A 16,120-nucleotide genomic window follows, 5' to 3' on the forward strand; every position below is an offset into this window, starting at 1 on the left:
GACAATCACGGTAGCTCCGGGCACAGCCTCAGGAAGCTATGAAGTGGAATACACGATCTGCGACAACGATCATGCACTGAACTGCGATACAGTGAAGAGCTATGTTTTAGTGACGGGAGATTTACTAGTATTGAAAGATGATTTAGCGGGCCCAATTGCGGGAGTCAACCATCCAGTGACAGTTGTAAATGTTTTAGGAAATGATACTAAAAATGGATTACCAATTACAGCTTCTGATATAGATCTTTCAGTAACAGTTGCTGATCCAGCAGGATATTTAAGCTTAAATCCAGACGGAACGATAGTGCTGAAAGAAAATGCACCGGCAGGAACTTATGAACTTACTTATCAAGTATGTGAATTAAATACAACAAATTGTGCAACAGCCAATGTTAAAGTTTCAGTTGTTCTTCCTACAATGACAGTAACGACAAACAGCTATTGTTCTAATGATGTACCATACGTGTCATACAATGTAACACCGGATAATTTTACAACAAATAATTTATTGACTGTAAAATGGATTGACAGTGATAACAATGTAGTGGCTACTCAAACGAACTTGCCATTGAGTGGAAGTATATTATGGCCAGGAGCAATCGTAGACAGTAACGGAATTGGAGTTGATTGGCCAGGATGGTTACTGACAAATGGCCAATGGACAGAAGGTGCAGATGGATTTGAAAAAACCAGAACTGGTGTAACAATGGAATTTTCGTTAAACCCAACAGTAAATGTTGTAGTGAGTTATCCGCCTGCAACACCACAGTGTAATGCTAGACCAAAATTTGTAATCAAAGCGAACAATGACAGCGCAGGACCAATCGATGCTAAAAAAGGTATTAGTACTGCATTGAATATATTTAACAATGACCGTTTGAATGGAGTTGTAGTAAATCAAACTGCAGTTGTTTTGAGTACTGTAGTTGCAAATCCTAATTTGATTTTAAATACAGATGGTTCAGTTGATGTAAAAGAAGGTACGCCATCAGGAACATATCAATTGACATATCAAATTTGTGAAGCGTCTAACTTATCAAATTGCAGTCAAGCAGTTGTGAATGTAACAGTGGTGAATTCAGAAGATCCAGCATCAACGCCACAGATTGTTACGAAAGATGACCTGCAAGTAAGTGTAGACGGAGTTAACGGACAGCTTGAATTTGTAAATGTTTTAGATAATGACTTATGGAATGGCTTGCCGATTGATCCAGCAAATGTGGTGATTTCTAATACGCCAAAAAGCCCATATTTTGAATTTAATGCAGATGGAACGGTAAATGTGAAACCAAATACACCTGCAGGAACTTATGCCTTAGTTTATCAAGTATGTGAAAAAGCAAATTCATCTAATTGTAGTTCATCTACATTGAATGTTTTTGTTGAAGTTCCAAATATTGCGATTATCAAAACAGCTGTATTTAATGACGAAAACGCAAATGGATTTGCAAATGCAGGTGAAACTATCACTTACAAATTTAAAGTAACCAATACAGGTAACGTTCCATTAAAAGGAATTACAATTACAGATCCACTACCGGGTGTTGTTGTTTCTGGACAGGCAATTAATTTGGAAGTAGGAGAATCAAACGACAATAATTTTACGGCCAAATATAAAATTACTCAAAGTGATATTATTGCAGGAAAAGTAAGCAATCAAGCAACTGCTTTAGGAAAAAGCATAAGAGGAGTTGAAGTTGAAGATAAATCTGATGATGTGAGCAATACAGGTGATAATCCGACAGTGTTGGATTTAGATGGTTGTAAAGTAAAAGTGCTGAATGCTTTTTCTCCAAATGGAGATTTGAAAAATGCAAGATTCTATATTCAAGGAATAGAATGTTATCCTGACAATACGGTTGAAATTTACAATCGTTGGGGTGTCTTGGTTTTTGATATTGATCATTACAACAATGAAGACCGAGTTTTTGTTGGGTTTTCAGGAGGACGAGCGACGATAAAAGAATCAGATGGTTTGCCAGGAGGAACTTATTTCTATACGTTGAAATATAAAGATAACGATTCAAATCAGCACGAACAGTCAGGTTACTTGTATCTAAATAAATAAAAAATAATAAACGGCTTGACTTTTAGCTGAGCCGTTTTTTAAAGCTTACTAAATGAAAAAATTAATTTTAATTTTTATGTTTTTTTCGGTTGTGTGTTCCGCTCAGCAAGATGCGCAGTATACACAATATATGTACAATACAATTTCGGTGAATCCAGCTTATGCAGGTTCTAGAGGCGTTTTAAGTTTGTTTGGATTGTATCGTACACAATGGATTGGGCTTGATGGCGCACCAGAGACAAGTACATTTTCATTAAATACACCTCTAAGTGATAACAGTAAATTAGGATTGGGTGTTTCTTTGGTCAATGATAAAATCGGACCAACAGTTGAAAACACTTTATCTGCAGATTTGTCTTATAGTATTCCGACCTCTGAATCATTTAAACTTTCATTCGGAGTAAAAGCAACTGCGAATCTTTTTAATCTTGATGTAAGTAAATTGAGTTTCGAAAACCAAGGAGAGGAGCAATTTCAAGATCTTCAAAATAAATTTACACCAAATGTTGGCGCTGGGGTTTATTGGCATTCTGATCGAGCTTATTTAGGATTTTCTATACCTAATTTTATCGAAACAAATCGCTATGACGATAATACGACTGCTATTTTTAAAGACAAAATCAATTATTATTTTATTGCAGGTTATGTATTTAATCTGGACAAGTTAGAATATATAAGATTCAAACCTGCATTATTAACAAAAATGGTGCAAGGAGCACCTTTGCAAGTAGATGTTTCTGGGAATTTCATGTTTTATGATAAATTTACTGTAGGTCTTGCTTACCGCTGGAGTGCTTCAGTAAGTGCTATGGCAGGTTTTCAGGTATCAAAAGGAATGTATATTGGTTACGGCTATGATCATGAAACAACCAATTTAAGACGATACAACTCAGGATCTCATGAAATTTTCCTTCGTTACGAGTTTTTCAATAGTTATAAAAAAATGATCTCTCCAAGATTCTTCTAATTCGTTACAATCATGAGAATTAAAATTTTAAGCTTTTCTGTTTTATTTGTTTGCTTTTTCTTCAATGCAAATGCACAAATGACCAACATAAGCTCCGCAGATAAAAAGTATGATGATTATGCTTACGCAGATGCCATAAAAGCATATGAAAGCCTTATCGAAAAAGGAACAAAAGATGAAAAAATAATGCAAAGACTGGCTAATTCCTATTATTTTTTAAGTGAATTGCAGTCGGCGTTGCAGTGGTATGATGAATTGTTCAGAATGAATGAAGAACAAGAACCTGAATATTTATATAGATATTCGCAATGCTTAAAAGCAACTGGGAATTATCAAAAAGCGAACGAAGTTTTAGAAAAATTCAATTTAAAAGCAGGTTCAGAAAAAAGAGCTTTTTTGATCAGAAATGAGAAAAATTATTTAGACGATATTAAGTTTAATTCTGGACGATATGAAATTGCCGATGCTGGAATAAATTCACCTTATTCAGATTATGGAAGTGTAATTTACGACAAAAAAATTGTTTTTACATCAGCCCGAGATACGGGTGGAATTACGAAAACAAGTTTTAAATGGACAAACAAATCGTTCTCTAAATTATATATCTCTGATTTGATGCCAGACGGAAGTGTTAGTAATCCAAAGCAGCTTCGTAAAAATCAAAAATCAAAATTCAACGAGTCAACGCCAATTTTTACAAAAGATGGCCGAACAATGTATTTTACCAGAAATAATTTCACAGACGGCAAAAGAGGGCAAAACGACAAACAAGTAACGCTTTTAAAACTGTATAAAGCTGATTTTATTGATGGCCAATGGGTAAATGAAAAAGAGCTTCCATTCAACAGTGATCAGTACAGTACTGCACATCCAACTTTGAGCATTGATGAAAAAACATTGTATTTTGCCTCAGATATGCCGGGAACTTTAGGACAATCTGATTTGTTTAAAGTTGCAATAAATGCTGACGGAAGTTTTGGCCAACCTCAAAATTTAGGCTCAATAATTAATACCGAAGGAAGAGAAACTTTCCCATTTGTTTCGGCTGAAAATGAACTTTATTTTGCTTCTGATGGACGCCCGGGGCTTGGCGGACTTGATATTTTTGTAACTAAAATAAATGCAGACAACACGATCGAAGATGATGTGCAAAATGTTGGAGAACCCGTAAATAGCAAAAAAGACGATTTCGGATTTACGCTTGATGGTAAAAACAGAAACGGGTATTTTTCTTCTAATAGAGATGGAGGACATGGTCTAGATGATATTTATCGTTTTACCGAAATTAAGAGATTGGTTTGCGAACAAGATTTAATGGGAACAATTACTGATTCTGAATCAAATGAAGTTTTAGCAAATGTAACTTTGGCTTTGTTTGACGAAAATTTAAATCCGCTTGCAACAATCGCTACAGACGAAAAAGGGAATTACATTTTTCCAAAGATAAAATGTGGCAAAAAATATTCGATAAGAGCTTCAAAAAGTGATTACGGAATGAAAGATGTTTCGGCATTGCTCAAAAAAGAAAATGGCAAAACTACCATGGATTTTACCATGCAAAAAATATTCAAGCCTTTAGCAGCTAAAACCATTGAAATTAAAAAGACAGCAGTAAAGCCAGTAAAAATTGGCCCAATAAAAATTGGTACAGATTTGGCAAAACTTCTTCATATTCCAATGAACTTTTTTGATTTAGGAAAAGCGACGATCAAAAAAACATCTGAACCAGATTTACAAAAAGTCGTCGATGTTTTGAATCAGTATCCAAATGTAAAATTGGATATTCGTTCGCATACAGACAGCCGTTCATCATCTGAAAGCAATCAAATTTTATCAGATAAAAGAGCGCAATCTACAAAAGATTGGCTCATAAGTAAAGGAATTGATGAAAGCCGATTGACAGCAAAAGGATACGGTGAAACAAAATTAGTAAACAAATGTGCTGACGGAGTAAAATGTACCGAAAAAGAACATCAGCAAAACAGACGAAGTGAATTTATAATTGTTGGTCTGTAAAAATAAAAAATAAAAAAAGCTCTTTTCTGTAGTAATGAAAAGAGCTTTTTTTTGCACAAAAGGCAAAAGCGTTAAAAAAACTTATTTTTCACAAAAAATACTCCAAATTGATTTCAATCTTTGCCAGATAATTTTTAAAAATGAAAAAGCAGTGTATTTTATTTAAAATGAATGTGTTAGGTTTTTAAAAAGTTTAGTTGAAGAATAAATTATGTCTTTTTTTTTATAACTTTATAAATCTAAATTTTTTCAGATATGACTGTAAATCAAATACTAAACGCAAAAGGAAGAAATGTTTATTCCGTACTTTCATCTACAACAGTTTATGAAGCATTGAAAGTAATGGGCGAAAAAAACATAGGGGCAATTCTTGTAATTGATGGAACTGACCTAAAAGGAATATTATCTGAAAGGGATTATGCTCGAAAAATTGTTTTGAAGGATAAATCGTCAAAAGAGACTTTTGTTCATGAAATTATGGAAAGCAATGTTATCACAGTAAATCTTTCAAATAATATTGAAGATTGCATGGAGCTGATGAGCACAAAAAGATTCAGACATTTGCCAGTTTTAGAAGATGGAACTGTAGTGGGAATTATTTCAATAAGCGATGTTGTAAAAGCAATTATCGAAATTCAAAAAGATACCATAAATCACTTGAATTCTTATATTTCGCAATAAAAAGAAGCCAAAATATATAGATGAAAAAATAGTCCCGATTTTGAAGGACTATTTTTTTTTGATGTAATAAATTGTTATTTTAACAAAAGAAAGCACTAAAAAAGCCCCATTTTAAACTAAGACTTATATCTTTGTAAGCTAGAATAAAAGCTAAAAATAATGAACAAAGAGAGTAAAAGAAGAGAAGCGCTACTGTACCACTCAGAGCCGACTCCAGGAAAAATTCAGGTAGTTCCAACAAAAAAATACGCAACCCAGAGAGACTTGTCATTGGCATATTCGCCAGGAGTTGCAGAGCCATGTTTAGAAATCGCAGCAGACGTTGAAAACGTTTATAAATATACAGCAAAAGGAAATTTAGTTGCCGTAATTTCAAACGGTACAGCTGTTTTAGGACTTGGAGATATAGGACCTGAAGCAGGAAAACCTGTAATGGAGGGGAAAGGTTTATTATTTAAAATATTCTCTGATATTGATGTTTTTGATATCGAAGTTGATACAAAAAATGTTGAAGAGTTTATCCAGACAGTAAAAAATATTGCTCCAACTTTTGGAGGAATTAACCTTGAAGATATCAAAGCGCCAGAATCTTTCGAAATTGAAAGAAGACTTATTGAAGAATTAGATATTCCGGTAATGCATGATGACCAGCATGGAACAGCAATCATTTCTTCTGCAGCCTTAATTAATGCACTTGAATTAGCAGGCAAAAAAGCTGAAGATGTAAAAATGGTAGTTTCTGGTGCAGGATCTGCAGCAATTGCTTGTACAGATTTATATGTTTTACTAGGAGTAAAGGTAGAAAACATCTTAATGTACAACAGTAAGGGACTTTTAACAAAAGACAATCCTTCACTTTCAGAATTACAATTAAAATATGCTGTTGATGGTCCAAAGATTGAATTGGCAGAAGCTGTAAAAGGCGCTGACGTTTTCATTGGATTATCTTCAGGAGATATTTTGTCGCCAGAAATGTTGTTGACAATGAAAGATAACCCGATTGTATTTGCAATGGCAAATCCAAATCCGGAAATCGATTATAATTTAGCTGTAGAAACTCGTAAAGATGTTATTATGGCTACAGGCCGTTCTGATTTTCCTAATCAGGTTAACAACGTACTTGGATTTCCATATATTTTTAGAGGAGCGCTAGATGTAAGAGCTAGAAAAATTAACGAAGCTATGAAAATGGCTGCGGTAAAAGCTTTAGCTATTTTGGCAAAAGAACCGGTTCCAGAACAAGTTAACGTAGCTTATGGCGCTACAAAACTTGGTTTTGGACAAGAATATATCATTCCGAAACCATTTGATCCAAGATTGATCACTGTTGTGGCTCCTGCAGTTGCGAAAGCAGCAATGGAATCTGGAGTTGCAAAAAATCCAATTACAGACTGGGCAGCTTATGAAGATGTACTTCGTGAGCGCATGGGGAATGACAATAAAATGGTGCGTTTAATTACAAATCGTGCTAAATTAAATCCTAAACGAATTGTTTTTGCTGAAGCAGATCATTTAAATGTCTTAAAAGCAGCTCAAATTGTTTATGAAGATGGAATCGGTTTTCCAATTTTATTAGGAAACAGAGAAATCATATTAGAATTAAAAGCAGAATTAGGTTTTGATGCAGATTTAGAAATCATTGATCCTAAGACAAATGAAGAAGAAGCGAGACGTAACCGTTTTGCAAATTCATACTGGGAAACAAGAGAGCGCAGAGGAGTTTCATTACTTGATGCTCAAAAATTCATGCGCGAAAGAAACTATTTTGCAGCTATGATGGTGAACGAAGGTGAAGCAGATGCAGTTGTAACTGGTCATTCGAGAAGTTATCCAAGTGTTGTGAAACCAATGCTTCAATTGATTGAAAAAGCTCCAGGCGCTTCACTTGTTGCAACCGCCAATATGATGCTTACAGCACGTGGACCAATGTTCTTGTCAGATACAGCAATCAATATTGATCCATCTTCTGAGGATTTAGTGAATATTGCATTGATGACGGCTAAAACTGCAAAAATGTTTGGTATTGATCCTGTTATTGCAATGGTTTCATATTCAAACTTTGGATCATCAACGCATCAAAATGCATCAAAAGTTAGAGAAGCTGTTGCTTATCTGCATAAAAATCATCCTGAATTAACTATTGATGGTGAAATTCAGGCGGATTTCGCTTTAAATTCAGAAATGCTTAAAGAAAAATTCCCATTCTCTAAATTAGCTGGCAAAAAAGTAAATACGCTGGTTTTCCCTAACTTAGAGTCAGCAAATATTACTTATAAGCTATTGAAAGAATTGAATAAAGCAGGTTCAATTGGCCCAATTATGATGGGACTTAACAAGCCTGTACACATTTTCCAACTAGGAGCAAGTGTTGAAGAAATGGTAAATATGGCAGCAATTGCTGTGATAGATGCTCAAGAAAAAGAAATAAAAAAAAATAAATTAGCCCAATAGACTTACAAGAATAAGATATTATTGTCTTAACTTTTTATGTATATTTGGTACTATAAATTATTTTTATGATAGCACATTTGCAAGGGAAGCTGGTTGAAAAGAATCCCACAGAAGTCGTAATTGATTGTGGTGGAGTGGGATACCATGTAAATATCTCTTTACATACTTTTTCGCTAATTCCTAATGCTGATTTTATAAAATTGTATACGCATCTTCAAATTAAAGAAGATGCGCATACTTTATTTGGCTTTGTAGAAAAGTCAGAGCGCGAAATATTCAGAATGTTGTTGTCGGTTTCTGGTATAGGCGCTAATATTGCGAGGACGATGTTGTCTTCAATAGAACCTAAACAAATTATTAATGCTATTGCATCTGGAGATGTAGCAGTTATACAGTCAATTAAAGGAATTGGCAGCAAAACTGCACAGAGAGTTATACTTGATTTAAAAGAAAAAGTGTTAAAGTTGTACGATTTGGATGAAGTTTCGGCAATTCAAAACAATACAAATAGAGATGAAGCGTTATCTGCTTTGGAAGTTTTAGGATTTGTTCGTAAAGCATCTGAAAAAGTAGTTGAAAGGATTGTAAAAGAAGACCCAGAAGCTACAGCAGAAACCATCATAAAAAAAGCGTTAAAAAGCTTGTAACACAACTAACATAAACCAATTGTATGCGTAAAATTTGTATTTTTTTACTGGTTTTATTTTGCGGCAATGTTTTGCGAGCGCAAGTAAATCCAGCAGTTCAAGATACAACCAAAACTCAGTATTCTACAGGAAAAGTAGAGCTGAAGGATCCTCCAAGCATACTATCGGCATATAAATACGACCCAATTTCAGATCGTTATATTTATACCAATTCGGTTGACGGCTTTCCTGTCAACTATCCTATTATTTTAACTCCCAAAGAATATGAGGATTTGGTTTTGAAAGAGTCTCGACGAGAGTATTTCAGAAAAAAAGCTGATGCAATTGATGGAAAAAAAGCGGGTAGTGAAGCCGCAAAAAAGAATTTATTGCCAAGATATTACGTAAATTCAAACTTCTTTGAAAGTATTTTTGGAAGCAATACAATTGATGTAAAACCCACAGGTTCTGTCGAAATGGATTTGGGTATTCGATACACCAAGCAGGACAATCCTTCGTTTTCACCGAGAAACAGATCAAGTCTTACGTTCGACTTTGATCAGCGTATCAGTATGAGTTTGATGGGAAAAGTGGGTACACGCTTAGAAGTTAATGCTAATTATGACACTCAATCCACATTTGCTTTTCAAAACTTATTTAAGCTAGCCTACACGCCTTCGGAAGATGATATTATTCAGAAAGTCGAAGTGGGTAATGTTAGCATGCCTTTAAACAGTACATTGATTCGTGGAGCACAAAGTTTATTTGGGGTGAAAACTCAATTGCAATTCGGTAAAACAACAATTACAGGTGTTTTCTCTGAACAAAAATCACAAACGAAGAGTGTTGTAGCCGAAGGAGGTGGTACAGTTCAAAACTTTGATTTATATGCATTGGATTATGACAATGACAGACACTTTTTCTTGTCACAATATTTTAGAGATAAATATGATGAGTCATTAAAAACATATCCGGTAATAAATAGTCGTGTTCAAATTACTCGAATAGAAGTTTGGGTAACCAACAAACAAAACAGAGTAAGTACAACTAACAATAACCTTCGTAATGTAGTCGCACTCCAAGATTTAGGTGAAGGCCGTTTAAGTGGTGTTCCAGATAATGAAGTTGTAGTGATCAGTTCAACAGCAGGATTCTTTAACCCTTCAATACCTATCGATTCTCCTGCAGAAAATGAGAATAATGCTTACGATCCTGCAGCAATTGGACAGCCAGGCTCGTTTTTAAATTCAAATATTAGAGAAATCGTCACAGCAAAGTCTGGATTTAACAATACAAATGTTAGTGAAGGAACTGATTACTCGATATTAGAAAATGCTAGAAAATTAACAGCAAACGAATTTACTTTTAACCCGCAGTTAGGATATATATCGTTGCAGCAACGTTTGGCAAATGATGAAATTTTGGCTGTTGCTTATGAATATACTGAAGGAGGCAAGATTTATCAAGTAGGGGAATTTGGAAGTGATGGAGTTGATGCGACTGTTGTTACAGGGAATAATAATTCAAATCAGGCAATTATTACTCAGAGTTTGATTTTGAAAATGCTTAAGAGCAATTTGACAAATGTTCAAAATCCAGTTTGGAACTTGATGATGAAAAACGTTTATCAAATTCCGCAAGCATACCAAATCAAGCAGGATGATTTTAGAATGAACATTCTATATACAGATCCTTCTCCTATAAACTATATCTCGCCAGTTGCAGGAACTTCTTTTCCATCTAATCCAACGCCAGACAATAAAGTAGATCAGACACCTTTATTGAATGTCTTTAATTTGGATAAATTGAACTACAATAACGATCCACAAACAGGTGGAGACGGCTTCTTTGACTACTTGCCAGGTATTACGGTTGATGTTCAAAATGGTAGAATTATTTTTACTACAAAAGAGCCTTTTGGGGAATTGTTGTTTAAAAAATTGCAAAACCAAGGTTCTGGTGAAACATATAATGATCCGAGTACATATAATGCGAATCAGCAGAAATATGTATTTAGAAACATGTATCGCAATACGCAATCTGGTGCTTTGCAGGATAGTGATAAGAATAAATTCTTGTTACGAGGAAAATATAAATCTTCAGGAAGCAACGGGATTCCGATTGGAGCTTTCAACGTGCCACAAGGATCTGTTGTGGTCATGGCGGCAGGACGAAGATTGGTTGAAGGAATTGATTATAGCGTCGATTATCAATTAGGTCGCGTTCAAATTTTAGATCCTTCGCTTCAAGCTTCAAATACGCCAATTGAAGTTTCGTTAGAGAATAATTCCATTTTTGGCCAACAAACTAGAAGATTTATAGGATTCAATGTCGAGCATAAAATATCAGATAAATTTGTTGTTGGAGGTTCTTATTTGAAAATGTCTGAAAAGCCATTTACGCAAAAATCAAGCTATGGTCAGGAATCTGTGAATAATACCATTTTTGGATTCAATGGAAATTATGCTACTGAGGTTCCGTTTTTTACAAGATTAGTAAATAAACTTCCAAATATCGATACCGATGTTCCATCAAATCTTTCGATTCGTGGTGAGGTTGCTTTCTTAAAACCCGATGCTCCAAAAGCAAGTGATTTTGAAGGTGAAGCAACCATTTATGTTGATGATTTTGAAGGTTCGCAAACTACTATCGATATGAGATCCGCATATGCATGGAGTTTGGCTTCGACACCTTTTTTGGGTTCAATAAACGACAATACATTTAATGCTAATTCCAATACATTAGATTACGGTTTCAAACGTGCAAAATTAGCTTGGTACACTATTGATCCGGTCTTTTATTCGTCAAAACCAAGTGGAATTTCAAATGATGATTTATCATTAAACACAACCCGAAGAATTTATAGTAAAGAGCTTTATCCAAATACAGATATTGCACAAGGTCAGATCCAAGTAATTAATACGCTTGATTTAACTTATTTCCCATCAGATAGAGGGCCTTATAATAATGATCCAAATTTCGGAACGAATAATCCTTCTTCTAATTTTGGGGGAATTATGCGTGCGTTAAACTCTACGAATTTTGAACAAGGAAATGTTGAGTATATTCAATTTTGGGTATTAGATCCTTATGTAGGAAATGGACAAGCACCAGCAAATAATACAGGGAAAATTTATTTCAACTTAGGTGAAATTTCAGAAGATGTTTTAAAAGATGGAAGAAAACAATACGAAAATGGTTTAGGCCCCGATCAAGTAATGGTAAATCCACAACCGATTTGGGGAGATGTGCCGGCTTCGCAGTCTTTAATCTATGCATTTGATACTAATCCGGATAATCGAAGAAACCAAGACGTTGGTCTTGATGGTTTGCCGGATGCTAAAGAAGGCTCAATTTATACTAATTATGCGGGAGAAAATGACCCTGCAGCCGATAACTATACATATTATCTAAATACAGATGGAGATGTTATTAATCGTTATAAAAAATATAATGGTACAGAAGGAAACTCAGCTGTAAGTATTGATGATCCAAATCGTGGTTCGACAACATTGCCAGACGTGGAGGATATTAATCGTGATAATACAATGAGCACGATTAATGCTTACTATGAATACAGTGTTGAGCTTAAGCCCGGAATGCAGGTTGGGTCAAATTATATTACGGATATCCGTGAAGTGAGTAATGTTGAATTGCCAAATGGTGGAACTACAACAGCAAGATGGATTCAATTTAAGATTCCAGTAGCATCGCCTCAAAATACAATTGGAAACATATCTGATTTTAGATCGATTCGTTTCATGCGTATGTTTATGACTGGTTTTAATGATCAAATGACAGTTCGTTTCGGAGCTTTGGATTTAGTGCGAGGTGAATGGAGAAAATATACAGGAACACTTGATGCAAACGACCCAAATCCAGATGATGATGGCGTACAGTTTGATGTTGCGGCAGTTAACATTCAGGAGAACGGTACAAAATGTCCAGTAAATTATGTTATACCTCCAGGAGTTCAAAGAGAGCAATTGTATAATAATAATACCATAATCAACCAAAACGAACAAGCTTTAGCGGTGCGAATTGGAGGTGGCGGATTGCAGTATTTGGATTCAAGAGCAGTTTTCAAAAATGTAAGTGTTGACATGCGTCAATACAAAAAGTTAAAAATGTTCCTGCATGCGGAATCATTGCCAAATGAAGCGAATTTATTAGATGACGAAATGGTTGGTTTTATTCGTTTTGGTAATGACTTCACGCAAAACTATTATCAAGTCGAAATTCCTTTAAAAGTGACACCAACGGGAGGTTCTTGTACTATAAGTCCTGATTTGGTTTGGATGGAAGAAAATAACATTGATTTGGCGCTTGAATTATTGACTAGTATGAAAATCAAGGCAATGCCTTTGGATGTTAATTCTCCGAAAAGAGATATTAATGGAGTATATTATCCTGATGATGATCCGGATTTAGCTTCAAGTGGAGGTGATGGTGACAGCAAATTAAGATTAGGTATTAAAGGAAATCCGAATTTTGGTTTGGTTAGAAATTTGATGGTCGGAGTTAAGAGTAGGGCTGATCATAAAGATATAAAAGGAGAAGTTTGGTTCAATGAACTTCGAATGTCAGACCTGGACAATAAAGGCGGAATGGCCGCATTGTTGAATGTAGATACCAATATGGCCGATTTTGCGACAGTTTCTGCTACGGGTAGAAAAAGTACAATTGGTTTTGGATCTTTAGAGCAAGGTGCGAACGAAAGAGACAGAGAAGATATTCAGCAATATAATATTGTAACAAATTTGAATTTAGGAAAATTAATGCCTCATAAATGGGGAATTAATTTGCCATTTAACTATGCAATTGGTGAAGAAGTTATTACGCCAGAATATGATCCATTCAATCAGGATATCAAATTAGATCAGTTGATTAAAGAAACTACTGATCCAGCGGAAAAAGACAACATTAGAACCCGTGCAGTAGATTATACAAAACGTAAGAGTATTAACTTTATTGGTGTTAGAAAAGACAGAGCTCCAGAGCAAAAACCTCATGTTTATGATGTAGAAAATTTCACTTTTTCACAATCTTATAATGAAGTGGCGCGTCACGATTATGAAGTAGAAGATTATCGCGATCAACAATCAAATTCAGCTGTGAATTATGCATATAATTTTCAGCCAAAAGAAGTTGTGCCATTCAAGCAGACCAAATTCATGAAGAAAAGTGATTATTGGAAAATGCTGAGTGATTTCAATTTTAATTATTTGCCTTCAAATATTACATTCAATACAAATATTTTAAGACAAAGCAACCGTCAGCAATACAGGCTTGTTGAAGTTGAAGGAATTGGTCTTGATCCACTTTATAGAAGAAATTTTGCTTTTAATTATCAATATGGTTTTGGTTTTAATTTGACCAAATCTTTGAAGTTAACGTATACAGCGGCATCAAATAATATTGTGAAAAATTATTTGAATGAGGATAAAACGCCAAAAGAAGATTTTAATATTTGGGATGATTATTTTGATTTAGGAACTCCAAATCAGCACATGCAACAATTAGTGCTGAATTATGAAATTCCGCTTAATAAAATTCCGGTTTTGAGTTTCGTAAAAGCAAATTATGAATACAAAGCAGATTACAGCTGGCAACGTTCTTCTACGGCAATGGCTGAATTTGAAGATAATGGAGTTATATATAACTTAGGAAATACAATTCAGAATGCAAATTCAAATACGTTGTCTTCAACTTTAAATATGAATTTGTTGTATAAATATCTTGGACTTACTCCTGGTGCTAAAAAAGCAGCACCACCTAAACCAGCTGGCCCGCCAAAGCCAGGAGAAAAAGTTGTAAGTACTCCAACAAAACCAACAGTTGCTAATAATAGTCCGTTTTATGATGGTTTGATTGGAGTTTTAACAAGTCTTAAAACCGTTCAGGTCAACTATACCAAAAACAGCGGAACAGTATTGCCAGGATATACACCTAGCATTGGTTTCTTTGGTACAGCAAAACCTTCGTTAGGATTTATTTTTGGAAGCCAAGATGATGTTCGTTACGAATCTGCAAAAAATGGTTGGTTGACTAATTATGAAAATTTCAACCAGAATTTCACACAGGTGACAAACAAGCTTTTAAAAGTAACTGCAAACATAAATCCATTTCCTGATTTGACAATTGACCTGGCTATGGATCGCGCTTATTCGCAAAATTCATCAGAACAATATAGTGTGATAAATGGAGAATATATGCCTTTGTCGCCATATACGTATGGAATGTTTTCGATTTCAACGGTGTTGATTAAAACATCTTTTGCGACAAGCAATGAAACACAATCTGCAGCATTTGATGAGTTTAGAAATAATCGTTTGGTTATTGCCAATCGTTTGGCTGAAGAGCACTATGGTGCAGGAAATGAAATACCAAGGTATGGAGATGCAAACAATCCAATTCCTGCTGTTGGAGATCCGAATTATGCTATTTATACTGCGAATGTTGGGTATCCAATTGGTTACACAAAAAGCAATCAGGCTGTTTTATTGCCATCATTTTTGGCGGCCTATTCAGGAGGAAATGCATCGAGTAGTTCGACAGATATATTTAGAAGTTTCCCGATTCCAAACTGGAGTATAAAATACAACGGTTTGATGCGATATAAGTATTTCAAAGATAAATTTAGACGTTTCTCGTTGCAGCACAATTACCGTGCATCTTATACGATAAATCAGTTTAGATCTAACTTTGATTATCATGAAAACCCGAATGGGCAAGATGTTAATACGAATTTCTACAACGGTACGATAATGTCAAATGTCAATTTGGTAGAACAATTCAGCCCGTTGATAAAGGTTGATTTTGAACTTAAAAATTCTTTCCGTTTAGTGACCGAAATTAAGAGAGACAGAGCCTTGTCAATGAGTTTTGATAATAATTTGCTGACAGAGGTAAGAGGTGTCGAATATGTTATAGGAACAGGATACCGTTTTAAAGATGTTATCTTTTCATCTCGATTGGCTGATAACCCAACAGGAATTATAAAAAGTGACATTAATATAAAAGCTGATTTTTCATATCGAAATAACCAAACATTAGTTCGTTATTTAGATTATGATAATAACCAATTGGCGGCAGGGCAAAATATTTGGGCATTAAAATTAACAGCAGATTATGCATTCAGCAAAAATTTGACAGCGATATTTTATTATGACCATTCATTCTCGAAAGCAGTTATTTCGACTTCTTTCCCGCTTACAAATATTAGATCAGGATTTACGCTCAGATATAATTTCGGAAATTAAATTTAGGATTCTGAACTAAATTTTATTAGAAGATTATTACATTTGTGGC

Annotated in this window: 7 protein-coding genes; all 7 read left to right on the top strand. The window is 34.7% G+C overall.

Annotation, left to right across the window (positions count from 1 at the left end):
* Nucleotides 1-2,068 (top strand): T9SS type B sorting domain-containing protein (locus tag EYY60_RS10305; protein ID WP_132989270.1); only part of this gene is annotated, 2,068 nt, incomplete at its 5' end.
* 52 nt (nucleotides 2,069-2,120) lie between these two features.
* Nucleotides 2,121-3,035, top strand: a complete 915-nt coding sequence (locus tag EYY60_RS10310) for a PorP/SprF family type IX secretion system membrane protein (protein ID WP_132989271.1) — start codon at nucleotides 2,121-2,123, stop codon at nucleotides 3,033-3,035.
* Between the two features lie 12 nt (nucleotides 3,036-3,047).
* Nucleotides 3,048-5,051, top strand: coding sequence for an OmpA family protein (locus tag EYY60_RS10315; RefSeq protein ID WP_132989272.1), 2,004 nt, complete (start codon nucleotides 3,048-3,050; stop codon nucleotides 5,049-5,051).
* Nucleotides 5,052-5,306: 255 nt separating this feature from the next.
* Nucleotides 5,307-5,732 carry a CBS domain-containing protein gene (locus tag EYY60_RS10320; protein ID WP_132989273.1) on the top strand — a complete coding sequence of 142 codons (426 nt, stop codon included), beginning with the start codon at nucleotides 5,307-5,309 and terminating at the stop codon, nucleotides 5,730-5,732.
* A 159-nt stretch (nucleotides 5,733-5,891) separates the two neighbouring features.
* Nucleotides 5,892-8,183 carry an NADP-dependent malic enzyme gene (locus EYY60_RS10325; RefSeq protein ID WP_132989274.1) on the top strand — a complete coding sequence of 764 codons (2,292 nt, stop codon included), beginning with the start codon at nucleotides 5,892-5,894 and terminating at the stop codon, nucleotides 8,181-8,183.
* 65 nt (nucleotides 8,184-8,248) lie between these two features.
* On the top strand, nucleotides 8,249-8,830 hold the full coding sequence (ruvA, locus tag EYY60_RS10330; RefSeq protein WP_132989275.1) for a Holliday junction branch migration protein RuvA: 582 nt from the start codon (nucleotides 8,249-8,251) through the stop codon (nucleotides 8,828-8,830).
* Between the two features lie 23 nt (nucleotides 8,831-8,853).
* On the top strand, nucleotides 8,854-16,071 hold the full coding sequence (gene sov / locus EYY60_RS10335) for a T9SS outer membrane translocon Sov/SprA (RefSeq protein ID WP_132989276.1): 7,218 nt from the start codon (nucleotides 8,854-8,856) through the stop codon (nucleotides 16,069-16,071).
* Nucleotides 16,072-16,120: the final 49 nt, after the last annotated feature.

The organism is Flavobacterium zhairuonense (assembly GCF_004352915.1).
GTDB classification, from domain to species: domain Bacteria; phylum Bacteroidota; class Bacteroidia; order Flavobacteriales; family Flavobacteriaceae; genus Flavobacterium; species Flavobacterium zhairuonense.

Excerpts from the sequence above, each read along its gene's own strand:
- EYY60_RS10310 (WP_132989271.1), top strand. The coding sequence starts at position 2,121 with ATGAAAAAATTAATTTTAATTTTTATGTTTTTTTCGGTTGTGTGTTCC.
- EYY60_RS10315 (WP_132989272.1), top strand. The coding sequence starts at position 3,048 with ATGAGAATTAAAATTTTAAGCTTTTCTGTTTTATTTGTTTGCTTTTTC.
- EYY60_RS10320 (WP_132989273.1), top strand. The coding sequence starts at position 5,307 with ATGACTGTAAATCAAATACTAAACGCAAAAGGAAGAAATGTTTATTCC.
- EYY60_RS10325 (WP_132989274.1), top strand. The coding sequence starts at position 5,892 with ATGAACAAAGAGAGTAAAAGAAGAGAAGCGCTACTGTACCACTCAGAG.
- ruvA (WP_132989275.1), top strand. The coding sequence starts at position 8,249 with ATGATAGCACATTTGCAAGGGAAGCTGGTTGAAAAGAATCCCACAGAA.
- sov (WP_132989276.1), top strand. The coding sequence starts at position 8,854 with ATGCGTAAAATTTGTATTTTTTTACTGGTTTTATTTTGCGGCAATGTT.